The following is a 25014-nucleotide window of genomic DNA, read 5'->3' as shown; positions in this document are numbered from 1 at the left end:
GCAGCACACAAGTCGTGGATCACTACATGATGCCGATACCGTAGCAGGCGGTCTGTGAACCAGGTACCCGCATGATCGGGTCGCCATGCAACCGCCACGACAGCCGCCATGCGGGCACATGCGCGCCCGACGCGGCAGACGGTTTCACCGTTCAGGCGATCACAGCCGGTCAAGCAGCCACAAGACCAGCAGGATGATCACGATGGTACCGAGCACACTGCTGGGCCGTAGCCCCGGGAGCGCGAATAGCCCCACTTGGGCAGGCCGCCGACGAGGGCCAGGATCAGCACGATAATCAGGATGGTCATCAACATGGATCGTCCTCCGGGTGGTCGCCCGGTCAGGGACGATGCCCGCATCCTGCCCGCCCCGCCTGTCGGCGGCGCGTGACCGAGGACGCGGCGTGCATTTCACGCAGGTGGAATGATGCTCAAGGACATCGACCGCCATTGAGCGCGCTGTCGGTGTCGCAGGGCAGGTCCTTCCCCAACGGCGCCAGCGCGCCGTGGATCGCACCGATACACCGCACGAGGTGCTCGACACCATCGGACGCGATGACATTCACTCCGGCGCGGCGGTGATCGTTTTCGGTGTAGTCGAATACGGTGTAATCGACCCCAGCGCGAGTGAAGCTGACTTCCGCGCGATCCACCTGGAAACGGCTGTAATGCGCAAAGCGCAGTTCCCGCGCACCCTGCGTTGCCTGATCCGGAAACTGCAACTGCAACCGCGTTCGGGTGCCGTAGCGATATTGCAGGCTGGCCGGCAGGCTGCCGCACAGGCTGACGCCCGCGCGTCGCCCGGTGGCGCAGCTGAAATAGTCGTTTTCCGGCGCATGACACAGGTTGGCGCCGGCTGCGGGCGCCGCGGGTGCGGCCGATGGCAGGAGCACAAGCAGGAGCAGGAACGGAAGAGTTTTCACGCGGGCGGGCGATCGTCTCATGGCTGGTTTCCGTGGAGTTGCTTCGCTGCTGTCGCAGCGTGCGCCAAGCCGGGGAGCCGTTCACGACGGATATCCGCCGATCGCCCTGGCCGTTGCATCGTATCGCCAATCGCCGGCCGCGCCAGGACCTCCACGGCGGCACTTGTCGCGGCGCGACAACCGGCGCATAAGACCCCCGCTGTATTCCTGTCCGCTAGGAGCCTGTCGGGCTTTGATGGTCGAGGCGAGAATTCGGCTGTGTGAGGACAGACAACGACAATTCGCCGCCCCATAGTGGTTCTATGGGGCAAGAAATGGCGGAAATATGGGCCGCACAGCCGGATTCGCAGACCGGCCAATCAAAGTCCGACAGGCTCCTAGGCACCCGCAATGGGGAGGCTGCTCATGGCTCAGGTAACGCATACGCAAGGCCCGGCTCATCCGATTCCGCCGCAGGAGCAGGAGGCGCTGGCGGATCGGCGGCGCCTCAACGAAATCGACTGGAATCAGCCCACGATCGGGTTGGCGCTGTCCGGCGGCGGCGTGCGCAGCGCCACGTTCTGCATCGGGCTGTTGCGGGCGCTGGCGAAAAACGGTGTGCTGCGCCGCTTCGACTATCTGTCGACGGTGTCCGGCGGCGGCTATGCAGGCGCCGCGTTCGGCCGCCTGTTCAGCGCCAAGGTGAAGCCGGAGCAGGTCGAACAGGGGCTGGCCGACGACCAGTCGCTGCTGCTGTGGTGGCTGCGCAGCAATGGCCGCTACCTGGTGCCGGCCGGCGCCCGCGACCTGCTGCAGACCTGGGCCGGCCAGTTGCGTGGTTTCATCGCCACCCAGTTCGAGGTGACCACGCTGGCGGCGCTGCTCGCGTGCCTGATCGTGCTGCCGCATCTGCTGGGCTATGGCGGCGACGCCGGCAGCTTCTGGTGGCTGGCGACCCTGCTTCCGGTCTGGCTGGCCGTGTTCATGGCCTTCACCTACTGGTGGTCACGCGATCCGCAGGACGGCACGGTCTTCAACGATCTCGTCACCTGCATCAGCACCGCGCTCATCGCGGTGTACCTGCTGTGGCGACACATCACGATGCCCGCCGACATGCGGCATGGCCGAACCGCGCTGCTGGTGATCGGCGTGATCCTGCTGGCGGTACCGTTGGCGAGATTGTGGATGCTGCGCCGGCGCGCAAGCCCCGCGCAGGATCGGGTGCGTTATACCGTCGGCCTCAGCACGGCGCTGAAGTACGTGTTGTTGTTGCTCGCGCTCGGCGCGGCCGACCTGCTCAGCTGGTATCTCGCCGATCAGGTCGGCAACGGCTCACCACACGGATCGGTGCTGACCACTGCCGGACTGACGGCGATGCTGGTGGCAGTCGCCCGCTTCACCCTGCCCATGCTGCAATCGCAGGCCAACAAGAAAGGTGTGGCGCAGTTGCCGCTGGCGCTGCTGGCCAATCTGTGCGGACTGCTGCTGATCGCACTGCTGGCGCTGTTCTGGCTGAGTGCCCTGCAGTATTTCGTGTTCATGGCGCGCGTTTCGGCCGCCGAAACATGGATGCACTGGCTGGTCAGCTGGTTTCCGGCGCTTCCGCGGACACCGGCCAGCGAGGCATGGCTGCGCTGGTTGACGGTCTTCGTTCCCTGCCTGGCTTACATCGCCCTGACCGGTCGCAACCTGCAGCAGATCAACCGCTCGTCGCTGCATGCGTTCTATCGCTCGCGCATCGCACGCACCTATGTCGCGGTGGGCAACAGTCACGACCATCGGGCCGCGCACGAGGCGGTCCGCTTTCCGGTGTCGCCGCTGTCCGACAAGACTCCCGGCAATGCGGCCACGGTGAAGAAACTGACCGACCTGCTCGACGGCGACGACGTCGGCCTGCCCGCCTACGTTCCGCACGCGCACGGCGGCCCGATCCACCTGATCAATTGCTGCATCAACCAGACCATCGACGACCGCACCGACACCTACAACGCCGACCGCAAGGGCGTCTATCTCAGCATCAGTGCACTCGGCCTGGAGACCGGCACCCGACCGGCCCGGCCGCACGCGCAAACGGCCAGCTCGATCGGCCACACCAGCCTGGCCGAGTGGATCGCGATCTCGGGCGCCGCCGCCGGTTCGGGCATGGGCTCGCTGACCCGCACCGGCACCGCCGCGCTGTTTTTCCTGAGCGGGCTGCGGCTCGGTTATTGGTGGGCCAACCAGCTCGGTCGCAGGAGCTGGTCATGGTCGCACCTGGGCAAGACGCGCGCGGCGCTGCAGGAAATGCTGGCGCGCTTTCCGGGCCTGCAGAATCCGGTGTGGTACCTCTCCGACGGCGGCCACTTCGACAACACCGGCGTCTACAGCCTGCTCAAGCGCGAGCTGAGCCTGATCGTGCTGGCCGACTGCGGCGCGGATCCCAGCTACGTATTCGCCGACATGGAGAACCTGACGCGCAAGGCACGCATCGACATGGACATCGCGATCGACTTCATCGATCCGGCGAGCCTGCCGGTCAGCGCCGGCGCCGCCCTGTGCGCGCGCTTCGGCACACCGGACAGCATCACGCCCGATCCGGGCAGCCAGCACCTGCTGCTGGCCAGGATCAGGTATCCGAGCGGCGCCAACGGTTGCCTGCTGGTGGTCAAGCCACGACTGGTGTGCGAGCTGCCGCTGGATGTCGCCGGCTATGCCGACGGCCATCGCGATTTCCCGCAGCAGAGTACGGCCGAACAGTTCTTCAACGAGTCGCAATGGGAAAGCTACTGCCAGCTCGGCGAAACTCTGGGCACACCGCTCAACGCGGGCTTGCTCGACCTGCTGCCGTCGCTGGCCGCGGAAGGCGCGGTCGCCCGCGTCAGTGTGGTCTCCGGCGAAGAGCAGAAGGCGGCGCAGACCCGGCGCCAGCGCATCGGGGCAACCATCGGTGCCTCGCTGAGCCTGGGCGCCATCGCCACCGTCGCGGTGACGGGCTGGCAATCCTGGAATACGCACCAGCAGGAGGTCCGCACCGAACAGCAGGGCGCGCAGACCCAGCAGAGCGAGGCCGATGCGATCCAGACCGATCTGGAGGCGAACCTGGCCTACGACACGAAGATGCACGCCAGGCTGTATGCCTTGATGCAGAAATTCGAGCAATCCGGCAAGGCCGGCGGCATGCCGCGCATCATGAACCGGCTAGCCGACCAGTTGAATCATTCCTGTGGTCTGCTCGCTTCCGACAATCCGCTCGATCAGCGTTGCCTGCTGGACTATGCGGCCCTGCGCGCGGCGGCCACTGAGCCGTCGAACTGGCGGCGATCCATGCTCGGCTACGCCAGCGCCACGCCGCAGCCGCTGCTGCCGCTGGGCGCATGGTTCGGCAGCCTGCAATCCGGCGGGTCCACTCAGGTGGCGCGCAGCGCCCTGACGCCGAATTCACCCGAGGCTGTCGCCACTTCGCCCGCCGTGGCCGCCGCTCCGCCACCACCTCCGCCGCCACCGCCCGAGGCACTCGGGCCACCCAACCCGACCGTTCATGCGGGCCATCCTGGCGGCGCAGCGGCCAAGGCCTCTGCGTCATCGGCAGGAGGGACCGCCAACGTTTCCGCCCCACCTCGACCGCCACCATCCGGGGCACTCCCCTCACCCAACCCCGCCATTCGAGCGGTCCGCCCCGTCAACGCTGCCGTCGAGGAAGCGGCGCCCTCGGCAGGAACGGGCACTGCATTCGCCGGCACCGACGTCAGCCAGGCCTGCGGCGCCGCGGCGAGCGCGACGCCCGGGCCATTCGTGGTCTACATCCAGATTTACGACGAGAGCCAGCGCGCCATGGCCAGTCATCTGATGAGTCAGTTCGGCGCGTTCGGACTGAGCACGCCCGGTATCGAGAACGTGACCAATACCGCCCTGAGAGCCCGACACAGGCAGCCGGCGAGTTGGTCCCGCCCGGTGCTGCTGTACAACGCGTCCAACGACCAGGCCCAGGTGTGTGCCAGCGCGTTGGCGGGCTGGCTCGGCAGCCAGCCCGGTTTCCTCCAGGCGGCACCGACCCCGCTACCGCTGCCGACGCGCCTGCACGGCGACCCCAAGGTGATCGAATTCTGGATACCCGCCCCGGTGAGGTAACCCTGCGCGCGCCTCAGCGAAATCTTTCCATGCGACACGTATCGGTCGCCCCCGTCCCCTGCATGTCGACTGGAGTGTGCAGCATGATCAAACGTCTTTCCTCGCTGTTCGGCATGCTGGCGCTGCTGGGCTCAAGCGGCATCGTCCATGCGGAACAGCCCGCGGCAACCGCACCGTCCTTGGTAGTGGTGGAACTGTTCCAGAGCCAGGGCTGTTCGTCGTGCCCTCCGGCCGAAGCCAACCTCAACGCGATCGCAGGCCAGCCAGACATCCTTGCCTTGAACTGGAGCGTGACCTACTGGGACAACCTCGGCTGGAAGGACACCTTCGCCAGCGCCGCCTATACCGATCGCCAATGGGCCTATGCCCGGCATCACGGGCGCAACCAGGTGTGGACACCGCAAGTCTATATAGACGGCCAAACCGATCTGGTGGGCGTCGATCGCGCAAGACTGGACCAGGCGATCGCCCAAGCCAGGGCGCAGGGCCCGTCCGTATCGTGGCGCAATGACCAACTCAGCGTGGGCGCGGGCCAACCCGGTTCCCGCTGCGACGTGTGGCTGGTGCGCTACGACCCACGCACGCTGGAAGTCCCGATCGGTGCCGGCGAAAACCGCGGGCGCACGCTGCCGCAGCGCAACGTGGTGCGTGAACTGATCCATCTCGGCAGCTGGGATGGCAGCCCGCATTCGTATCTCGTGCCGCCATCGTCACACGATGGCCTGGTCACCGCCGCGCTGGTGCAGGTCGAGAACGGCGGCCCGGTTCTCGGAGCAGCCAAGGCATCACCGCTGCGTTGAGCAACAAAGACGACCCATGCCAAACCCGGTGGACTTCACGCCGATTGCGGCACGGTTCGGGAATCGTCGGCATCGGTATCCGCAACCGAACTGGCAAGACATGACCTGCGCTCGCGCAATTTCAGGCATGGCCTTTCGACCAGGTAATGCAATGCAGAACCCAACAGCAAGGCGGCAAGCCCATACATGGCGAAGGCCAGCAGCCCGTGCCCGTGCAACGTCGAAGCCAACGTCGCCTGCACCAGATGGAAGGCAATCTTGTGACTGAGATACAGACTGTAGGAAATGCCTGCCAGCCAGCCTGCGCCGGGCACGCTGAGGCGACCGATCAGGCTGGATCGATCCGCTCCGGCAAACACCAGCAGGGCAAAGCCGAACGAGAGCACGGGCCAACCCAGCGCATTGGCCAGCAGGCCGGTGCGATCGCGGAACAGCCACAACGCCAGTGCCGAAACCGCGAGGCCAGCGATCAGCGCGATCCCGGCGCGCCGTTGCAGGCGCTTCCACAGCGGCGCTCGATAGACCCGCAAAGCGGCCAGCATCACGCCCATCAGCAATCCGTCGAGTCGCATCCAGGTGGGATAGTAGATGTCCTCCACGAACCAGTTGCGCGGCGGGTTGAGCGCCGCGTCATGCAGCCAGACGCCACTGCGCAACACGATGCCCAGTGCGATCACGCCGATACAAATGGCAGCGAACTTCAGCGTCGATGGCCGGCGCACCAGCCACCACGCCAATAGCGGAAGCAGCAAGTAGAAATGCTCTTCCACGCACAGCGACCATGCGTGCGAAAACGTCTGATCACGGCCATAGTCGATCAGCAGGTTCAGGGTAAAGGTCGCGAACTGCCACCATGGCGCCAACCCGGACGCCTCACGCAGCACCGGAAACAGGACATAAATCCCCAGCACCACCACAAACGCAGGCAGGATGCGCCATGCGCGGCGTTCGTAGAAGCCGGCAAACGAAAACCTTTCGCCGCGCTGCAGTGGCCGTAACACCTGACACCCGATCAGAAAGCCACTGAGCACGAAGAAGATGTCCACACCGGCCCAGCCATAACGCGACAGCCACGCGAAGTGCGGGCCGAGACCGCCGACAATGAAGGAGTGAAACAGCATCACCCACACGATGGCGATGGCGCGCAGCAGATCGAGACCGGAGAGACGATGCATGGACCTCCTGTCATTACGAGGTTGTTGAGTTCGACAAACTGATTGCGCAAGCCTCGCCCGGGACTTCGACCGTCTGGCCTTGTCTACCTGGTACCCGGCACATAGGCCGTGCATTGCAACTCGACCCGCGCACCCAGCGCAAGACCCGTGGCGCCGGTCGCGCTGCGGGCGGGGAACGGCGGCTTGAAGTATTCCTTGTAGACGTTGTTGAAGGCTGGCCACTCCTTCATGTCGGCGAGGAATACCGTGCACGCCACCACGTCGCTCAGGGTGGCGCCGTGACGCTGCAATATCCCGCGCACGTTCTCGATCGCCTGCCGCGCCTCGGCCGTGATGCCGCCAGGCGCCAGGCCCATCTTGCCGGGCTGCGAGCCGATCTCGCCGGAGACGAACAGCAAATCGCCGGCGCGCACCGCTTCGGAAAACGGCAGCGTCTTCAGCACGGGATCGGGCGACGGGTAGAACTCCGCATGCGCGGCGACTCGCGGCGAGGTGGCGCCGGCAAGCATCGGCACAAGCAGGCTCATCAGCAGCGCAGCCAACGATAAGGGTCGATTGATCGTCATGAGCAGTGGTTCCCCGGCAGGCCACACCCGGTCGGGCGCGGTCTTCGGCTTATACATCCGAGCGCCCGGCCGGACAACGGCCGCTTTCCGCGCTTGCCGCAAGCACGAAGACCAATCATGCCTGCGGCATGAAGCCATCCGGATCGCCCCGAAGGGCTTCATGGTCTCGAATGGCGACTTCGATCAGTCGACGCTGCCATCCAGGCCGCGGCGCTTCAGCAGCGGTTCGATCTGCGGTTCGTGGCCGGCGAAATCTCGAAACAGCTGCAGCGCATCCTTACTGCCGCCGCGCGACAGCAGGGTCGCGCGGAAGCGGTCGCCGTTGGCGCGGGTCAGGCCGCCGTGCGCCTTGATCCATTCCACCGTGTTCGCATCCAGCACTTCGGACCAGATATACGCGTAGTAGCCGGCCGCATAGCCGCCCATGACGTGACTGAAGTACGGCGTGCGATAGCGCGGCGGCACCGGCGCGTAGTCGGTACCGTTTGCCTTCAGCGCGGCCGCCTCGAACGCCATCACGCCGTCGGCCGCGGGGACCTGGTCCGCGCCGATCTGGTGCCAGCTCTGATCGAGCATCGCCGAGCCGAGGTACTCGGTGGTGGCGAAGCCCTGGTTGAACTTCGAGCTGGCCAGCACCTTGTCCAGCAGTGCCTTCGGCATCGGCGCGCCGGTCTGGTAATGCTTCGCATAGTTCGCCAGCACGCTGGGCCAGTCCGCCCACATCTCGTTCACCTGCGAGGGGAACTCGACGAAGTCGCGCGGCACGCTGGTGCCGCTGAAATAAGGGTACTTCACGTTCGAGAACATGCCGTGCAGCGCGTGACCGAACTCATGGAACATCGTGGTCACCTCGTCCCAGCTCAGCAGGGTCGGGCCGCTGGTCGGCCTGGTGATGTTGAGATGATTCGCCACGATGGGCAGGTTGCCGGTCAGCGCGGACTGGTCGATGTAGGAGTTCATCCACGCGCCGCCGCGCTTGGATGGGCGCGCGTACATGTCGGCCAGGAAGATCGCCAGCTGCTTGCCGTCGGCGTCATGCACGTCGTAGACCAGCACGTCGGGGTTGTACACCGGCAGGTCGGTACGCTGCTTGAAGCTGAGCCCGTAGAGCTGGCCGGCGGCGAAGAACACGCCGTTCTCCAGCACGTTCTTCATCTCGAGGTACGGCTTCAGCTGGCTCTCGTCGAAGTCGTATTTGTCAGCGCGCACTTTTTCGGTGTAGTACGCCCAGTCCCACGGCGCGAGCTGGAAGCTCGGCTCGCCCCTGGCCGCCTGCTCCCGGTCGATCATCGCTTGCAGCGCCGCGCCTTCGCGCCTCGCGTTCGCCACCGCCGGCGGCGCCAGCTTGCCGAGCATGGCGTTGACCGCCTGCGGCGTCTTCGCGGTTTCGTCGGCCAGCACGTAGGCGGCCCAGGTCGGATAACCGAGCATCTTCGCCTTCTCCGCGCGCAGCTTCATCACCTGCGACACGATCGCGGTGTTGTCATAGGCGTTGCCGCGACTGCCGCGCGCGACCGATGCCTTCTGAAGGCGCTCGCGCAACGCACGGTTTTCCAGCTGCGCCAGTGGCGGCTGGCCGGTGGTGTTGAGCAGGGCGATCGCGTATTTGCCGTCCAGTCCCTTCGCCTTGGCGGCGGCCGCAGCCGCGCCAATCTGCGCGTCGGTGAGGCCGGCCAGTTCGCCCTTCGTATCGACCACCACGGCCGAGTCGTTTACCTCGGCCAGCACGTTCTGGCTGAACTTCGTGCCCAGCTTCGCCAGCTCGCCGTTGATTTCTTTCAGGTGCGCCTTGTCGGCATCGGACAGCCTGGCGCCCGCGCGCACGAAATCGGTGTGGTAGCGCTCGATCAGGCGCACGCTTTCGGCATCCAGTCCCAGGCTTCCCCGCGTGTCGTACAGCTTCTGGATGCGTGCGAACAGCGCCGGGTTCAGCATGATGGCATCGCGGTGCGCCGACAGCTTCGGCGCGTATTCGGCCTGGATCGCCTTGCGTGCATCGTTGTTTTCCACGCCGACCAGGCTGAAGAACACGGTCGAGGTGCGTTTGAGGATCTGCCCGGACTGCTCCAGCGCGATGATAGTGTTGCCGAACGTCGGCGCCTCCGCGCGCTGCGCGATGATGTGGACTTCCTGCAGCTGGTCGGCCATGCCGCGATCGAAGCCCGGCGCGAAATCGCGATCCGTGATCTTGTCAAAGGCGGGGTAATGCAGCGGCAGCGTGCTTTCGGCGAAAAACGGATTGCTGCTGGCGCTGGCGACCGCTGCCTGGGTCCGCTCGGGGCTGCGGGTCGACTCGCGCTTGTCCGAACCCGTATCGGCGAACGCCGCGACGGAACTGGTAAGCGCGATGGTCATCGCCAGGGAGAGGGAGGGTTTCATCGACATGAGCTCGGCATGGGGGAACCCCGATCCTACCCAATCGAGCCGGTCGATACCCATGACCAAAGCCATGGGTAACCGATTACGCGCGTGCCTGGCCTCTCCTCATGGCTTTTGCAGCAGGCCCTGCAATTTCAGGTAGACGCCGTTGCTCCAGCCGAAGCCGATCACGTTGGCCTTGTAACCCGCGCTGATCTTCACGTCGGCATTGCCGCTGGCCATGTTGTATTTCTCGCGGATGGTGCCATCGGCGGCGAAGCTGCGATCGATCGTGGCGGTGAACTCGCGCGCCAGGCGACGAGCGTCGGCGTGGAAGCCGTAGTCGTCCAGTCCCTTGATCGCCAGCCAGTTGGTCGGCGCCCAGCCGAACGGCGCATCCCACTGCGCGCCGCTGTCGTGATCGCTCATCTGCAGGCCGCCCTTGCGTTCGAACAGGGGCAGCTTGTTGCGCAGCGAGGCTGCCTGCTCAGGCGATGCGGCACCGGCCCACAGCGGATAGTAGCTGCTGACGAAGTTGTAGTCCGAGGGTTTGCCGGCGACGAAGTCGTAGTCCATGTACATGCCGCGATCCGCTCGCCACAAATATCGGTCGATCGCCTTGCGTCGCGCCTCGGCGGCCGCGGTCCAGCGCTTCGCGTCCGCGCTGAGTCCCAGCCGGACGGCGAAATCGTGCAGGTCGCGCTCGTAGCGATACAACAGGCTGTTGAGATCGACCGGTGCATAGTGGTGGGTGGAACCGCCGAACGGGCCCATGCGGAAGGTGGTGTCGAAACCGGACTCGCGCATCGCGCGGTCGCCAAGGAAATAATCGGCGCGCAGGCGATAGCCCTTCGACCACGCACCGGCGCACACTATCGACGCCTGCACGTCGCAGCTGGTTTTCTTCAGCGTCGCCACTTCGGCCGCATCAGGGTGCTGCGACGCCTTGATCAGGTAACCCGGATCCTGCCGTGGATGCGCCAGCAGCCAGTCGATTACCCCGCGCAGGTAATCGCTGTCCTGCATTTCCAGCACCGGACTGGGGCCGCCGTAGCCGTAGTAGCGCGCGAGCCCGGTATCGCCGGCGCGATGTTCGGGCCGCGTCCAGGTCGCGTGATCGCGTACCGCCTGCGGATAAGCCTGGCGCAACCACGCGGTGGCAGCCGCCTGGTCGGGAAAGCTGGCCGGATCGTCGAGCACGGCGCGGATCATCGAGGACAGGAACGGCGGCTGCGAACGGGTCAGGTAGTAGCTGCGATTGGCGTTGAGCACCGCGCCGTAATGCGCCACCTCGAACAGCGCGTTGTCGACCATGCCCCGCGCCAGCGCCTCGCGGTGATCGGCAACCAACCCCAGCACGATGAAATAACTGTCCCAGCCATACATCTCGTTGAAGAAGCCGCCTGGCACCACGTACGGGTTCGGCAAGTACAGCAGGCCCTGCCGCGGCAGCCGCGCCGGCTGGAAGTCGCCGAGCTGGCGGATGACCTGCGGCAGCACGCGCACGTCGACGTGGCAGTGCCGGACGATCGCATCCAGTCCGGGCGGCTGCGGCAGGTCGGCAGGCAGGTACAGCAGCGGCCGGGTGCCGACCTTGCTGTCGGCCAGCGCCGAGCAATCGTCCATCGAGCGGGTCAGCGTGGACCAGGCATGGTCGATGTAGGTGCGCGTCTTCTGCGCATCAGGCGCGGCGGCCGGTGCGGTGGCGGCGAACATCAGCGACAGCGTGGCTGCGATCAATCCCGAAAATTTTTTCATCAATCTCTCCACTGCCATGACTGACGGCATCGCACGACCAGCTCAAAGCGGGTCGGCGTGCGTCTGGAAGAAAAGCTGCAGGAACGCCTGGCGCGCCGCACCCCGATCGACTTCGGTGCCGGTGTGCGCCGCGATCACCTGATGCAGCAGCCCACCGTCCGATTCACGCACGGCAGGCCAATGCGGCAGGCCTGCCCCGTTCGGGTTGCCGGTCTTGATGAACTGCGCGAAATAGCCTTCCATCGTCGCGGAAGTCCGCCGGTCGGCAGCGGTCCAGGCGTAGACCTCGTTGCCGGCGAGGTTGCCCAGCGCATACTCGATCTCGCCGCTGTGCACCGCACCGGTGTCCGGCTGTTCGCCCGGCGCCGGATGGCGCTTCGCCGGGCGTGGCTGGGCAAAATAGTAGAAGTAGACCGGTGCACGGCTGTGCCGCCACTGCAGATCCATCCAGCGCCAGGTGGTGTGGGCGATGAAGAAGTCGCCGGCCAGCGCGGTGGCCGAGCGCTCGACCTCCGCCTCGCTGTTTCCCGGGTACAGCGCCAGCGCCTGCTCCGCCTGGTTGCCGAACAGCTTGCGCAATGCCGCGCGGTAATTTTCCGGCGTGGGTGGCTGCTTGTTCAGGATCGCGGTGTAGAACCCTTCCTGCGAATTGGAGCCCAGCAGCAACGGCACCTGTGCCTGTTTTCCGCGCGCCATGGTGACCGCCGGCGGTTCGCTCAGAAACCAGCCGTCCACGTCGACATCCGCATCGCCATCCTGGTCGCGCGTGGCCTGCAGCAGCTTCTCCGCCGGCAGCGCGCGCAGGGCGCTGAGCGAATCCACGCCCAGCTTTCGCGCAAACGCCGTGCCCTTCTCTTCCATCTTGGCCAGCGACAGCGGCGCGATCGGGGCGATCAGCGCACCGCTCTCGCCGATGGCTCGTGCGAACAGGCCGCGCGAAAGCGGCGAGGTCATCAGCGCACTCACCGCAATCGAACCGGCCGATTCACCGGCTATCGTCACCTGCGCCGGATCGCCGCCGAAGCGGGCGATGTTGGCGCGTACCCAGCGCAACGCCGCCACCTGGTCGAGCAGGCCATAGTTGCCGGCGGCGTGTCGCGGCGATTCGTCGGCCAGCGCCGGCAGCGCGAAGAAACCGAACACGCCGAGACGGTAGTTCACGGTGACCGTGACGATGCCCTTGCCGGCCAGGCTGGCGCCGTCATAGCGCTTCTCCGAGCCGTCGCCGGCCACGAAGCCGCCGCCGTAGAAGTACACCAGTACCGGCAGCTTGCCGGTGGCGTGCGCCGGTTTCCAGACGTTGAGATAGAGACAGTCCTCGCTCATGCCGTCGGCGCGAAACACCATGTCGCCGAACAGCGGCAGTTGCATGCAGCGCGGCCCGAAATCCCGCACCTGGCGCACGCCGCTCCACGGCTTGACCGGCTGCGGCGGCTGCCAGCGCAATGCACCCACCGGCGGCGCCGCGTAAGGGATGCCCTGGAACTCCTCAAGCGGAACGGCACCCGCCGGCGCACTCCTGCCTTCGATCCAGCCATCGGCCAATTGAATCCGCGGCTGCGATGACGGCTCGATGGCCTGGGCCACCGGCACCGCAAACAGCAGGCACAGGGCAAGCACCGCAGCAGCGCGACTCCCATTCCCGGCACGACGCAAGACCGACAACTCCGACATGGCAACATCCCGGGAAAGACCGATCTGCAGCCTAGAACATCTGCGCCCGTCGGGCCACGCCGCCGGATGGACCAGCCGTGCCGCGAAGGAGGAATTCAGCCGTTGCTGCCGGCGCAGCGCGCCGCGTCGATCCGTTGCGCGCAGTGGGCCTGCGTGGTGGCGACGCTTGAAGCGGATGGTGTCGCACCCGTCATCTGCACGGCGGCGGGCTTGGCGGTCAGCATGGCGCCCATGACCAGCGCGCAGATGCCGAAGCAGGCCACGAACAGCGTGCCGAGTATCATTGATTCGAATTTCATGCGATGTCTCCGTGATGGACCAAAGGCCCTGTGCTGTCCATGGAGCAATCGCCGTGCCAACCGGCATCCGGCGCCAAAATCCTTGAAATGACGCGGTCGCCCGACCTTCGAACCACCGCGCCAGGTTGTCCGCGGACAGCAGCGCCGTCGTTGGCGGACAGTGGCGGGACGCCTGCCCGCAAGCCGTGATCAGGAACCGCCGGCGCTCCGCTCGCGGGCGAGCAGGTCGACCAGGTGGCGCTCCACGTCGAACACGTGCGGATCGTGTGCGTCGAGCTCGCGCAACGCGGCGGCGAGCTGCAGCAGATAGTCCCGGTTTGGTCCGCTCGGGCCGGATGACGCGGCGATATGGCGGGCGATCTCGGCCTCGGGTGCCGGTCCGAGGAACGCCGCGTTCTCTTCAGTGGCGATGTACACCAGGCCCTCGGCCTGCTCGCCGTTGCCGAGATCAAGCTGGGTGGCAAAGCGCAGATAGCCGTTCTTCTCGCGCACATCGAGCTGGGCAAACACCGCCGGCGTGATCAGGTAGGCCATGCCGATGCACACGGCACCCGGTTCGCGGATCAGGGTCACCACGCGACCTGGTGCTTCCGGCGTGCCGCGATGGTCGTGCGAGCCCTGCCAGAAGCGCCTGACCCAGTGCCGGATGCATGCCGCGCGCCGCTCGATGTACGGGAAATCCACCTTGTAGATCAGCGAGCCATAGCCGAACAGCCACACCGGCGCCTGTCCGGCATGGCTATTCAGACGGCGATTGGCCTCGCGGGTATCCACGGACATGTTCGGGTTTTCGGCAACGACACGGTGGCGTCAGTATCGTGCGTCGGCGCGGCGGGCGTCGAATGCCGTGCCTCGCCTTCACGCCTGGTGGTACGCAGATTTCCGGTCACGCTCCATTAACATACCACCAAGTACATTAATGGCATGTCGTGAGACACCGCTCCCACCGTGCGGCGAGGCTCCCCCTCCTCCTCCACACATGCACAGATGGATCCCCCCGAACCCGCAGACTCCCCTCTGCGGGTTTTTTGTGCCGCTCTCGTTTCCGGCGCCGACCCCTTTTCGCCCAGGGACCACCAGGCGCTTGTCGCATCAAATGCGAATGGATATCATTAGCGAAATCTCCGGAGATTGCCCTTGAACCATTTCTTGCATCGCTATGGCACGCCGCTGACCGCGGGCCTGTTTGTCGTGTCGGCAGTGTCGGGCATCGCGCTGTTCTTCCACTGGGCGCCGCGCAGTTTCCACGCCATGCACGAGTGGCTCAGCATGCTTTTGCTGGCGCCGCTCGCCTTGCATCTGTGGAAAAACTGGAAGCCGCTGGTGGCCTATGCCACGCGCCGGACCTTGTACATTCCGCTGGCCTTGTCGGTGGTCGCGGCGGTGCCGTTCGCCGTGCTGGCCGCCAAGGGTGGTGGCCGCGCAGGCAGTCCCGCATCGCACACCGTGGCGCTGATGACCGAGACGAGTCTGATCGACCTGGCGCCGGTGTTTCGTTCGACCCCGGAAGCCTTGCTGCGACACCTGCAGCAACGCGGATACAAGGCAAGCTCGACCGGGCAGTCGCCAAGCACGATCGGCACCGCATCCGCCGCGCCCGCCAGCGAGATTCTCTTCTCGATGATGCCCGAGCGACGCTCGGTACCGGAGGCAGGTGCAGCGGCACCGTAGCCGTGTTGCGGACGATGGAAGCCGGAGAAACCTACCGGGCAAGCATGCGGCGAACCCGCGACTCCGGCTTCAACGCGGCGCGCCACCCGCCGCGCGGTGCGCCAGCGCAAAATCGATCGCCGCGCCCACTGCCGCCACCTGGGCGGCATTGCACTGCTCCGGCGTGGCGCGGGGGCTGTCGGGATAGACCTCGGTGGTGGTCTTGTAGGGGGCGCCGGTAATGCCTGCGCAGAGGCCCAGCTGGCTGAGCTGATACTGGATGACGCCCGGCGCCACCACCGGCGAACCGATGATCTCGCCGCGTTCGTCGGCCGGCGCAATGTGGGCGACCCTGGCTACCGCATCGATGATCGCCTGCTGGAACGCGGGTTGCGGGTGCGCGCTGTCGTCGACCAGATAGAAGCCGTCGGGGATTTCGCCCGGCACGAAAGCCACGCCGTCGCGCGCCGCCAGCGCCGGACGAAACTCGGACTCGTCGGTGTCGGTGGTTTCATGCAAATCGACGTGCACCAGCACGCGCTCGCCGACCGGCGCGACCAGGCGCATCAGCGCGGCCGATTCCTGCGCCGGGCTGTTCTCGCGGAACGAACGATTGGGATCGAGGGCGTCTGCATTCCAGCGGTGAATCCGCTCGTAACCCCATGGGCTGACGCACGGCACGACCAGCAGATTCACCCGCCCGGCATAGCTGGCCGCCTTCGTTTCCACGAATTGCAAGGCGCCAAGCACGCCGCTGGTCTCGTAACCATGCACGCCGCCGGTCACCAGCACCACGGGCAGGTCGTCGCGCCAGCCCCGGCTGCGGATCGCAAACAGCGGGTAGCTCGCGGAGGCGTATTCCAGCGCGCCGTACGGCGACACGTCGAACTGCGCGCGCAGCTCGTCGACCCTGCGCAACACGTCGGTGGCATAGCTGCGCCGGACCGACTGTCGTGACCGCCAGTCGGCGATCTCGGCCTCGCCCCAGCGTTGCCCGGGCGTACCGATCGGATAGAAAGCCTGGATCGTCATCGTTCTTTCCATCGCCAAGTCATGCCGGAAACCGGAGTATCCGGACTCAGGCCCGGACCTCCGCCGTCACGGCTTCGCGCCGCCGCCGGTGGCGCTGGGGCTCGGCAGCGGTTCCAGGTTGAAGCTGATGGTGGTGATCTTGCCGTCCAGGCCGTGCACGACGTCGGCGGTGAGGTCATTGGTCGTGTTGCCGCCAAGCACCGAATCGCGGTTCAGCAGGAGACCGCAGTGATGGTTCTTGTAGCTGGCGGCGACGAGCGGTTGCGCCTCTTCGCCGATCCGCTGCATGGCCTTGGCGCGAGTCAGCTGGATGCGTTCGTTCAACTCGCTGGCCTGGCTCTGGAACGTCTGCATGCGCTGTTGCAGCGCCTCTCCCTGCTGCTTGCGCGCCGCCTCGCTCAGGGACGTCGCCTTTTGCTGGAAGCTCTGGATGTCCGCTTCGATGGGCTTGCGCTGACTGGCCAGCTGATTGCGCGATTGATCGGCCAGCTGGCCCAACCGTTCGCTGGCAGCCTGCCCGACCTTGGATTGGGCAAACACGGCCTCGCGCGAGAGCATGCACACGCCAGGCACGGGGCTGCCACCCAGCTCGTCGGCGGCGTGCGCGCGCGACACGGGGAGAGCAGCCAGACCGGTCACGGTGATGAGCGAGGCGACGAGCGAGGAACGAAGCAGATTCATGATGGGCAGTCCCGGGTGGTTGAGTTCATGCGATCCATCGACCCCCACGATGGTCCCGCAGTTCCCCAGCATAACCGATCACTGCATCTCAACGGCGCGGCGACCCGCCTGTTCCGGCGCCTTGCATCCCCTGCACCGCCTGCAGGTTCGCCGCCCGCACGGCCTCGACAAACCCGCCAAACGGGATGTCGGTGATCCCCACCAGGCCGACATGGCTGTTCTCGCCATCGAGCAGCCGTCCACTCACCGGCTGGTCGGCGTACTGGAACCAGTGCACGCCGACCACTTGCGGGTCGCCCGCGGCGGCGGCCACGAACCGCGCATAGGCCGGCCCACGTTGCGCCTCGCTGGCCACCGATACCACACCACTACCGAACGGACCGCGATCGGCCGAACCGAAGTGAAATTCGCTGATCAGCACGGGCTTGTCGAGCTTGCGCATGGCAGCGGCATCGAATCCGTGCTGCGGCAGATCGGCGTAGATATTGAAACTCACCACATCGCAGTATTGCGCGCACGCGGCGACTGCTTCCGGCGTGTTCACCGCGAAGCGGCCACCGAGGAACAGGTGGTGCGGATCGTGACGGTGGATCGCGGCGGCCACGGTGTGGAAATAGGTGTCGGCGTAACGGCGCAGCCACGCGCTGTAATCGCGCGCGATTGCCGGGTGCGCTTCGCCCGGTTGCGGCGCCCGGTAGCCGGTGGTTTCCAGTTCGTCCCACGAGGTCAGCGCGATGCCCCAGGCGGAAGCGAGTGTCTCGGGCGAGACGTACTGCTTCCTCAGCATCGCGATGAGGGCCTGTTTGGCCGGGCTGCTCGCCTCGCCAGCCAGCGTGCCCAGCGCCAGCCCCCAGCGGCCCTGCGGCCCGGTGCCGGCCCATGCCAGTTCGTTGTCGGCAAAGTAGCCAAGCAGGTATGGATCATCGCGCACGCCGACGCTCGCCTTCGCCACCGCCGCGTCGGTGGCTTGCACGAAGCGCGGGTCGAATGGATCCGGCATGCGACCCCAGTAGTCGTAGCCACTGGCGACGTTGGCGTAGTCGCCGGCGATATTGATCGAGCGCGTGTACGGCAGGCGGTGCGCCTGCCCCAGTGCGGGATCGCTCCAGTTGCCGATGGTGTTGAAACCCCACGCCTGCAACCGGTCCAGGCTGCGGCTGCGCCACGCGGCGAGCCAGCCGCCACCGTCGATGCGATACAGGTTCGCGGCGTAGAAGTCGAACCAGCGGCCATGGTTGTCGCCGATGCCGGCGCTGGCGCCCTGATCGATGCGCCGGCTGTCGCCGTTGCCGTAAAACCCGGCCCACGCCCCACTGTCCGCCGGCAAGTCGCGGAACATGAACGCGCGGCCTTCGACGTAACTGCGACCTCCATCGGGCGCGACCGCGTTCACGCCCAGCGAGAAGAAGGCGCCACCGGCGGGAGTGACCAGCTGCCAGCGGCCATCGCGCTGCTGCGTGTGGAACCACCCCGTCTTGTCCAGGCCATGGACGTCCAGACGTCCACCGTAGGCATCCAGACCCGATCCGGGCGGTGCGACCGGCGCGGTTTTCACGGCAGCCTGCAAGGCGGCATCGGTGGCGATCTTTTCCGGCCAGCTGGCGCGAGTGAACTGACCGTAGCGATCGACGATGCCGGCATACGCATCATGCAGCGTGGCGGTGCCTGGCGCGGTACCGACGGCGCCGAACAGCAGGGTCTGTGCCGTCTGCGGCGCGGGCACTTCCAGCCGGATCGCGCTGACCTGGTGCAGGTCCAACTGGCCCTCGACCGTGGTTGCCAGCAGGGTCGGTCGACCATCCTCGTCGAACGGCATCGGCGGACCGACCTGCATCCCCTGCTGCCGCGGCGAGGTCGCCTGCAGCGGAACCACCACGGTCTGCGCCGGCCCCGCCGGTACGCCGACGGTGGCCAGCAAATGCTGGCCACCGGCCATGCCATCGATCTCGATGCGCAAGGTGACCGCCCATGGCATCGCGTTCTGCACACGCAGGTGCAACGCACCCTGGCCCGACCAGTTCCAGATGCCGGTGGCTGGCGCCAGCACGATCTGCGGACGCGGCGCCGGCTGGAAGGCATAGCGCTGCTGCGCCACCCCATCGCTGGCGCGCTCGACCGCGCCCACGCGCTGCACTTGCTCAAGACTGACGCGACGGTCGGCATGCCCACCAGCAAGGTCCGGCAGCTCAGGCGACGGTGACGCATGACAAGCGCCCAATCCGATCAGGCACAGCAGGATCAGCACGACAGGTTTCATGGCCACGGCTTGCGAGGTGATGACGCCATTATGCGATACGGCCGTCAGGCCACACGTCGACGCGACCACCACCGCCAGCCGTAATACACCGGCAGGCCCAGCGCGATGATCAGCAGGCTCATGCCGGCATCGCCGGGGTTGGCGATCGCGGTGGCGGCGATCACGCCCAGCACGGTGACCACGAATACCAGCGGCAGCAGCGGAAACAGCGGTACGCGGTACGGCGCTGGTTCGTCCACGAACTTCCAGCGGTACCAGAACAGGGTGCCGATGCCGAACGCATGGCCCAGCCATTCGCCCACCGTGGTGTAGTCCACCAGCTGGCCGAAGTTGCCCCACAACACCAGTACCACCGTCCACGCACCGAGCAGGACCAGCGCGACGTGCGGCGCGCGCGTGCGCGGATCGATGCGACCCACCGCACGAAAGAACAGGCCATCCGCGCTCATCGTCTGGATCACGCGGGCGCCACCGGCGATGGCGATGCTGCAATAGCCGAAGGTGGAGCAGGCGATGCCCACCGCCATCAGCCTGGCGCCGCTGGCGCCGAACAGCCGGCTCATCAGATCCGCTGCCGGCGCCTGACTGGCAGCCAGGCCCGCATGGCCCAGCCCGGCCAGATATGCCACGTTGGCCAGTACGTAGCACAGCACCACGCCCACCATGCCCATCGCCAGCGCGCGTGGCAGCGTACGCTGCGGATTGCGGACTTCGCCGGCCAGGTCATTGAGGTAGTGAAAACCGCCGTAGGTGAACAGCACCGGCAGCAGGGCGCCCACGAAAGCGCCGTTGCTGACCGCATGCGTGCGATCCACCGCCAGCAGGCCACCCAGCTGGCCATGCGCCAGCACCAGGCCCACCACCACCAGCAGCGCGATCGCCGCAAGCTTCAGCACCGAGAAGATGTTCTGCATCAGCGCGCCGGCGCGGATGCCGAACAGGTTCACGCCCACGATGAACACGATCGCGCCCACCGCCGACGGCTTGATCCAGAGATCCGGCAGGCCGATCGCCCTGCAGAAATAATCCGCGAACGTGGTGGCCACCGCCGCCACGCTGCCGGGATAGTTGATCAGCGCCATCGTCCAGCCGAACAGGAACGCCGGCAGCATGCCGAACGCCTCGCGCAGGTAGAGGTAGATGCCGCCCGCGTACGGTCGACGCGAACCAAGCTCGGCGTAGCACAGCACCCCGGCCAGCGTGAGCAGGCCGCCCAGCACCCACAGCACCAGCAGCGGCAGGCCCGAGCTGGTGCGCTCGGCGACCGTGGCCGGCGTGCGGAAGATGCCCGCCCCGATCACGCCGCCGATGACGATCATCGCGGCGTCCCAGGTGTTCAGGCGACGGGCATAGGCATTGGCGGGTTCGGTGAGCATGGCGGCTACCTTGCCATTGTCCGGGCAGTTTCGACCAGTCCCATCGGCCATGCCGGACGCTATGCTTCCCCGACCAATCCGTTCCGGCGAATCACCGGCCTGCCGAGGTCCTGCGCGATGCACAAGTTTGCTCTCTTCACGGCGGGACTGATCGCACTCCTCCTGGCCGGCTATCTCAGCTACCTGCACTACGTCAAGGCCCGCTCGCTGCTGCAGGCCTGGGCCGACGCCAACGACTACAAGATCCTGCATGCGCGCCGCAACAGCCTGCTCATGCCGCTGGGCATGTATTTCAGCACCTCGAAGTACCAGGTGGTCTACCACGTGGCGGTCTACGACGCGTCAGTCAAGCGCATTCGTTCCGCCTGGGTGCGGCTGGGTACCTACTGGACCGGGTCGATGGATGGCGACGCCATCCAGGTGACGTGGGAGCATGAAGGTTGACCGGCCGTTTCGCCGGACCACCACCACGCTCATGCTGGCGGGGATGAAGAGAATCCTTGCAGGCATCCCCATCCCCTTCATGCCTATCCCCTTCATGCCGTCATCCGGTGACCCTGAGAAATGAACTCCGCCATGTCTGACCGTCCCGTCACGCGCCGGATCGCCTTAGCCACCTGCGCCGATCTGCCGTCGATCCAGCACGACGATGCGCATCTGGCGGCATCGCTGGAGCGCCTTGGCATCCAGCCGGCGTCCTGCATCTGGAATGACCCCGCGGTCGACTGGTCGTCATTCGACGCCGTGCTGATCCGCACGATCTGGGACTACTACAAACACCACGCCGCCTTCATCACCTGGCTTGACCGGCTCGACCGGCTCGGCATTCCCACCATCAACGACAGTCGCGTGCTGCGCTGGAACAGCGACAAGCGCTATCTGCTCGACCTGGCCCGGCATGAGGTCGCGATCATCCCGACCCGCGTGGTTGGCGCCCATGAACTGATCGACGCATTGGCGGCGATGTCCGCGCAACCGGTGGTGATCAAGCCGACGATCAGCGGCGGCGCCTGGCATACGCTGCGCGGCAACGCCGACGATGCGACGTTCCTGCAGGCGGTGGCCAGGTTGCCGATCGAGCTCGACTACCTGGTGCAGCCGTTCGTGCCGGAGGTCGTCAGCGCCGGCGAATGGTCGCTGCTGTACTTCGCGGGCGGGTTCAGCCACGCGGTGCTCAAGCGGCCAGCCAGCGGCGACTATCGCGTGCAGAGTGAACATGGTGGCAGTGTCGAGCCGGTCGAGCCGGTTGCCGCGACGTTGGCCGCCGCCGAACAGGCCTTGGCCGCCGTCGCCGCGATGGGATACGGCGATCTGGCGTATGCGCGCATCGATGGGGTCGTCTGCGACGACCGTTTCCTGATCATGGAGCTGGAGCTGCTCGAGCCGTCGCTGTTCCTGGACGGGCAGCCGCAGGCGGCCGAGCGCTTCGCACGGCAGCTGTCCGCGCGACTGGACCGGCTGCATCCGGACACGCCAGCCGCCGGCGAATGCCTGTTTTCGTATGGCACCTTGCAGACCGCCGCGGTGCAGCTGGCCACGTTCGGGCGGCAGCTCGCCGGTCAACCCGATCGTCTGGACGGCTATCGTCGCGAACTGATCCGCATCGACGATCCGCACGTTGTCGCCACCAGTGGCGCCAGCCACCATCCGATCGTGCACCACAGCGGCAACCAGGACGACCGGGTCAGCGGCACCGTGTTCCGCCTCAGCGCCGCCGAGCTGGCCCGTGCGGATGCCTACGAGGTGGACGACTACCGCCGCGCCGCCGTCACGCTCGCCTCCGGCATCCATGCATGGGTCTACGTCGGCGCCACGCCGGCATCCCTCGCCGAACCATGATCGCCACCACTACCATCGACCCGACCCCCCAGAGCACACGGGCATGAGCGACAGCGCCGCACCGAGCCACGATCCCGACCAGTTGCCGAAGCACACCACGCCCACCTGGGAGGTCGAGTTGCTGATCTCCGGCGTGGCCGTGTTCGCCATGTTGCAGTTGCCCGGCTGGCTGGATAACCAGCTGTTCGCGCTGTTGCCGCGGCTGAGCACCGATCTCGCCGGAGTGGCGTTGCCGCTCTACATCTACCTGAAGACTGCCGCGGTGATCTTGGCGGTGACGTTTGCCCTGCACCTGCTGTTGCGTGCGCACTGGATCGCCCTGGTTGGCATGCACTCGGTCTACCCCGACGGCGTACTCTGGGAAAAGCTGCGCATGGGCCCGGTGCAGCGCGAAATCGACCAGCACCGGCACGGTTCCGCCGCCGACTCGATCGAACGCGCCGACAATCGCGCCACCGTGGTGTTCGCTATCGGCGTGATGCTGGCGACCAAGTTGCTGATCATCAGCCTGGTGGTCGCGGTCACGTTCGCGCTGGTCATGGCCGGGCTGACCCTGGCCGGCCTCCGCGTCGACATGTTCCTGGTATTCAGCTTGTGCCTCGCGACCCTGATCCTGCTGTTGTTCGGCGCCCACGAGATCGACCGCTGGTTCGGTGCCAGGCTGCGTGAGGGCGGTGCCGCGCGACGCGGACTGGCGGTGATCTTCAGGTACTCCGGGCTGTTCGGCATCAGTTACCGCTCCGAGGTCATGTCGTTGCTCGCCAGCCACAGCAACGAGCGTCGCATCAATCGCCTGATTCTCGTCGTGTTCGCGGTGTTGTTCACGGTCGTGACGTTCGGCCTGAACTCGATGAAGAAGCCGCTTCAAGCCGGCAGCTACGGGCTGTTCCCGCGCAGCGTCGACGACTCCCGCACGTTGCGCAGCAACTACTACGACGACCAGCGCGATCCGCTGCACGGTCCGACAACCCCGTTCGTGCAAAGTGCGGTGATCGATGGACCTTACCTGCGCTTGACCGTACCGTACCAACCGCAACAAGACGCGCCGGCCATCGTGCATCATTGCACCGCTGCGCTGGCACTCCCCGAAGGCGACGCACGCGGCGACGCCCTGCTTGAATGCCTGGTGCGCCTGCGCGCGGTATCGCTCGACGGAAAGCCGCTGACCACCCTGCACTATGACGTCGGCAGCGATCCGCGTACCCGTCGCCCCGCGCTGCAGGCGATGATCGACGTGCGCTCGCTGGCCAGCGGTCGCCACGTGCTGCGTGTCGAGCGCGCGCCCGGGAATGATGGTGCGACCAAGGGCAACAACGCTGACATGATTGTGTTCTGGCGTTGAACAGGAGTCCGCCGCCGGAGTGGTACTGGTACGGTGCACGTCACTGCTGACACGCCACGGCAACGGCCGCCTCTAGAATCGGCACTACAGCGTTTCCCGGTTACTCACGTGTCCGCATCACCGCGAAAAATCCTGCACATCGACATGGACGCGTTCTACGCGTCGGTGGAGCAGCGCGACGATCCCTCGCTGCGCGGCAAGCCGGTGGCGGTGGCCTGGCGCGGCGCGCGTTCGGTGGTGTGCGCCGCCAGCTACGAGGCGCGCGTGTTCGGCGTGCGCTCGGCGATGCCGGCGGTCAGCGCGGAGCGGCTGTGCCCGCAACTGGTGTTCGTGCCGCCGGATTTCGTGCGCTACAAGGCGGTGTCGCGGCAGATCCGCGAGATCTTCGCGCGCCACACCGACCTGATCGAACCGTTGTCGCTGGACGAGGCGTATCTCGATGTCACCGCGACCAAGTCGCGCCTGCCCTCGGCCACCGCCACCGCCGAGGCGATCCGCGCGGCGATCCGCGAGGAAACCGCGCTGACCGCCTCGGCCGGCGTGGCGCCGAACAAGTTCCTGGCCAAGATCGCCTCGGACTGGAACAAGCCCGATGGCCTGTGCGTGATCCGCCCGCACCAGGTCGAGGCCTTCCTCACGCCGCTGCCGGTGGGCCGACTGCCCGGCGTGGGCAAGGTGATGGAAGCCAAGCTGGCGGCACTGGGCATCGCCCGCGTCGGCGACCTGCGTGCGTTCGCGCTGGCGGCACTTGAGCAGCGCTTCGGCCGCTGGGGCCGGCGCCTGCACGAACTGGCGCACGGCATCGACGAACACGCGGTGCAGCCGGAACGGCCGACCCTGCAGATCTCCGCCGAAGATACCTTCGAGCACGACCTCAAGCTGGACGAACTCGAACCGCATATCCGCCGGCTCGCCGACAAGGCATGGGCCGGCTACCAGCGCGAGCACGAGCGCGTCGCACGCACCGTGGTGCTGAAACTGAAGACCGCCGACTTCCACACGCTGACCCGCAGCCTCACGCCACCGGCGCGGCCGACCTCGGCCAGCGAGGTGGCCGGCATCGCCTGCGCGCTGCGCGAACGGGTCGAACGTCCGGGCAGCAGTCGCTATCGGCTGGTCGGCGTGGGCCTGGCCGGCTTCGTCGATCGCGACAGTTATCAGGCGCAGACGGACCTGTTCGACACGCCCACGATCTGACT

The 25014-nt window shown here is 66.5% G+C and carries 19 protein-coding genes and 1 pseudogene; 7 read left to right on the top strand and 13 right to left on the bottom strand.

The window, feature by feature from the left end:
• Positions 1-159: 159 nt before the first annotated feature.
• Together B0E47_RS12555 and B0E47_RS12550 are read right to left on the bottom strand one after the other, a co-directional pair.
• A pseudogene (locus B0E47_RS12555) lies at positions 160-311 on the bottom strand (DUF3309 family protein).
• 119 nt (positions 312-430) lie between these two features.
• A complete protein-coding gene (locus B0E47_RS12550) occupies positions 431-943 on the bottom strand; it encodes a hypothetical protein (RefSeq protein ID WP_139351455.1) in 513 nt (170 codons plus the stop codon).
• Between the two features lie 384 nt (positions 944-1327).
• Between B0E47_RS12550 and B0E47_RS12545 the strand changes: the two genes are divergently transcribed.
• On the top strand, positions 1328-5008 hold the full coding sequence (locus tag B0E47_RS12545; RefSeq protein ID WP_077514590.1) for a patatin-like phospholipase family protein: 3681 nt from the start codon (positions 1328-1330) through the stop codon (positions 5006-5008).
• A gap of 83 nt (positions 5009-5091) precedes the next feature.
• Complete coding sequence (locus B0E47_RS12540; RefSeq protein ID WP_077514589.1) at positions 5092-5808, top strand: DUF1223 domain-containing protein; 717 nt, start codon at positions 5092-5094, stop codon at positions 5806-5808.
• A 35-nt stretch (positions 5809-5843) separates the two neighbouring features.
• On the opposite strand, the gene B0E47_RS12535 is transcribed toward B0E47_RS12540, so the two are convergent.
• The 7 genes from B0E47_RS12535 to B0E47_RS12505 all read right to left on the bottom strand — a co-directional run bounded on the left by B0E47_RS12535 (position 5844) and on the right by B0E47_RS12505 (position 14418).
• A complete protein-coding gene (locus tag B0E47_RS12535) occupies positions 5844-6983 on the bottom strand; it encodes an acyltransferase (RefSeq protein ID WP_077514588.1) in 1140 nt (379 codons plus the stop codon).
• A gap of 83 nt (positions 6984-7066) precedes the next feature.
• Positions 7067-7549: a RidA family protein gene (locus tag B0E47_RS12530; protein ID WP_217318931.1), complete on the bottom strand. Its 483-nt coding sequence runs from the start codon at positions 7547-7549 to the stop codon at positions 7067-7069.
• Between the two features lie 183 nt (positions 7550-7732).
• On the bottom strand, positions 7733-9928 hold the full coding sequence (locus tag B0E47_RS12525; protein ID WP_077514785.1) for a M3 family metallopeptidase: 2196 nt from the start codon (positions 9926-9928) through the stop codon (positions 7733-7735).
• Positions 9929-10033: 105 nt separating this feature from the next.
• Entirely contained in the window at positions 10034-11665 is a 1632-nt protein-coding gene (locus tag B0E47_RS12520) for a trehalase family glycosidase (protein WP_077514587.1), read from the bottom strand.
• A 42-nt stretch (positions 11666-11707) separates the two neighbouring features.
• Positions 11708-13339, bottom strand: a complete 1632-nt coding sequence (locus B0E47_RS12515; RefSeq protein ID WP_077514586.1) for a carboxylesterase family protein — start codon at positions 13337-13339, stop codon at positions 11708-11710.
• Positions 13340-13434: 95 nt separating this feature from the next.
• Entirely contained in the window at positions 13435-13638 is a 204-nt protein-coding gene (locus tag B0E47_RS12510) for a hypothetical protein (RefSeq protein ID WP_077514585.1), read from the bottom strand.
• Positions 13639-13827: 189 nt separating this feature from the next.
• Positions 13828-14418 carry a gamma-glutamylcyclotransferase gene (locus B0E47_RS12505; RefSeq protein ID WP_077514584.1) on the bottom strand — a complete coding sequence of 197 codons (591 nt, stop codon included), beginning with the start codon at positions 14416-14418 and terminating at the stop codon, positions 13828-13830.
• 357 nt (positions 14419-14775) lie between these two features.
• On the opposite strand from B0E47_RS12505, the gene B0E47_RS12500 reads away from it, so the two are divergent.
• The gene (locus B0E47_RS12500; RefSeq protein WP_254422917.1) at positions 14776-15309 is read left to right on the top strand and encodes a DUF4405 domain-containing protein; all 534 of its coding nucleotides are present in this window, start codon (positions 14776-14778) and stop codon (positions 15307-15309) included.
• Positions 15310-15378: 69 nt separating this feature from the next.
• Here the strand turns inward: B0E47_RS12500 and B0E47_RS12495 are convergent, their stop codons facing one another.
• The 4 genes from B0E47_RS12495 to B0E47_RS12480 form a co-directional block, all read right to left on the bottom strand.
• Entirely contained in the window at positions 15379-16320 is a 942-nt protein-coding gene (locus B0E47_RS12495) for a M14 family metallocarboxypeptidase (protein WP_077514583.1), read from the bottom strand.
• A gap of 66 nt (positions 16321-16386) precedes the next feature.
• Positions 16387-17001 carry an OmpH family outer membrane protein gene (locus tag B0E47_RS12490; RefSeq protein ID WP_077514783.1) on the bottom strand — a complete coding sequence of 205 codons (615 nt, stop codon included), beginning with the start codon at positions 16999-17001 and terminating at the stop codon, positions 16387-16389.
• An 88-nt stretch (positions 17002-17089) separates the two neighbouring features.
• Positions 17090-19258, bottom strand: a complete 2169-nt coding sequence (locus B0E47_RS12485; RefSeq protein ID WP_077514782.1) for a beta-agarase — start codon at positions 19256-19258, stop codon at positions 17090-17092.
• 44 nt (positions 19259-19302) lie between these two features.
• A complete protein-coding gene (locus tag B0E47_RS12480) occupies positions 19303-20634 on the bottom strand; it encodes an amino acid permease (protein ID WP_077514582.1) in 1332 nt (443 codons plus the stop codon).
• Between the two features lie 117 nt (positions 20635-20751).
• Between B0E47_RS12480 and B0E47_RS12475 the strand changes: the two genes are divergently transcribed.
• The 4 genes from B0E47_RS12475 to dinB all read left to right on the top strand — a co-directional run bounded on the left by B0E47_RS12475 (position 20752) and on the right by dinB (position 25012).
• Positions 20752-21078 (top strand): hypothetical protein, encoded by a 327-nt coding sequence (locus B0E47_RS12475; protein ID WP_077514581.1) that lies wholly within the window; start codon positions 20752-20754, stop codon positions 21076-21078.
• Between the two features lie 132 nt (positions 21079-21210).
• Complete coding sequence (locus B0E47_RS12470) at positions 21211-22473, top strand: gamma-glutamylcyclotransferase (RefSeq protein WP_139351452.1); 1263 nt, start codon at positions 21211-21213, stop codon at positions 22471-22473.
• Positions 22474-22516: 43 nt separating this feature from the next.
• The gene (locus tag B0E47_RS12465; protein ID WP_077514579.1) at positions 22517-23815 is read left to right on the top strand and encodes a hypothetical protein; all 1299 of its coding nucleotides are present in this window, start codon (positions 22517-22519) and stop codon (positions 23813-23815) included.
• Positions 23816-23923: 108 nt separating this feature from the next.
• Entirely contained in the window at positions 23924-25012 is a 1089-nt protein-coding gene (gene dinB / locus B0E47_RS12460; RefSeq protein WP_077514578.1) for a DNA polymerase IV, read from the top strand.
• Positions 25013-25014 lie beyond the last annotated feature (2 nt).

Source organism: Rhodanobacter sp. B05 (assembly GCF_002001085.1).
Classification (GTDB): domain Bacteria; phylum Pseudomonadota; class Gammaproteobacteria; order Xanthomonadales; family Rhodanobacteraceae; genus Rhodanobacter.
This window is presented reverse-complemented; position numbering and strand designations above follow the sequence as displayed.

Excerpts from the sequence above, each read along its gene's own strand:
- B0E47_RS12475 (WP_077514581.1), top strand. The coding sequence starts at position 20,752 with ATGCACAAGTTTGCTCTCTTCACGGCGGGACTGATCGCACTCCTCCTG.
- B0E47_RS12490 (WP_077514783.1), bottom strand. The coding sequence starts at position 17,001 with ATGAATCTGCTTCGTTCCTCGCTCGTCGCCTCGCTCATCACCGTGACC.
- B0E47_RS12530 (WP_217318931.1), bottom strand. The coding sequence starts at position 7,549 with ATGACGATCAATCGACCCTTATCGTTGGCTGCGCTGCTGATGAGCCTG.
- B0E47_RS12515 (WP_077514586.1), bottom strand. The coding sequence starts at position 13,339 with ATGTCGGAGTTGTCGGTCTTGCGTCGTGCCGGGAATGGGAGTCGCGCT.
- B0E47_RS12520 (WP_077514587.1), bottom strand. The coding sequence starts at position 11,665 with ATGAAAAAATTTTCGGGATTGATCGCAGCCACGCTGTCGCTGATGTTC.
- B0E47_RS12465 (WP_077514579.1), top strand. The coding sequence starts at position 22,517 with ATGAGCGACAGCGCCGCACCGAGCCACGATCCCGACCAGTTGCCGAAG.
- B0E47_RS12470 (WP_139351452.1), top strand. The coding sequence starts at position 21,211 with ATGTCTGACCGTCCCGTCACGCGCCGGATCGCCTTAGCCACCTGCGCC.
- B0E47_RS12480 (WP_077514582.1), bottom strand. The coding sequence starts at position 20,634 with ATGCTCACCGAACCCGCCAATGCCTATGCCCGTCGCCTGAACACCTGG.
- B0E47_RS12550 (WP_139351455.1), bottom strand. The coding sequence starts at position 943 with ATGAGACGATCGCCCGCCCGCGTGAAAACTCTTCCGTTCCTGCTCCTG.
- B0E47_RS12485 (WP_077514782.1), bottom strand. The coding sequence starts at position 19,258 with ATGAAACCTGTCGTGCTGATCCTGCTGTGCCTGATCGGATTGGGCGCT.
- B0E47_RS12545 (WP_077514590.1), top strand. The coding sequence starts at position 1,328 with ATGGCTCAGGTAACGCATACGCAAGGCCCGGCTCATCCGATTCCGCCG.
- B0E47_RS12525 (WP_077514785.1), bottom strand. The coding sequence starts at position 9,928 with ATGAAACCCTCCCTCTCCCTGGCGATGACCATCGCGCTTACCAGTTCC.
- B0E47_RS12495 (WP_077514583.1), bottom strand. The coding sequence starts at position 16,320 with ATGACGATCCAGGCTTTCTATCCGATCGGTACGCCCGGGCAACGCTGG.
- B0E47_RS12535 (WP_077514588.1), bottom strand. The coding sequence starts at position 6,983 with ATGCATCGTCTCTCCGGTCTCGATCTGCTGCGCGCCATCGCCATCGTG.
- B0E47_RS12505 (WP_077514584.1), bottom strand. The coding sequence starts at position 14,418 with ATGTCCGTGGATACCCGCGAGGCCAATCGCCGTCTGAATAGCCATGCC.
- B0E47_RS12510 (WP_077514585.1), bottom strand. The coding sequence starts at position 13,638 with ATGAAATTCGAATCAATGATACTCGGCACGCTGTTCGTGGCCTGCTTC.
- B0E47_RS12540 (WP_077514589.1), top strand. The coding sequence starts at position 5,092 with ATGATCAAACGTCTTTCCTCGCTGTTCGGCATGCTGGCGCTGCTGGGC.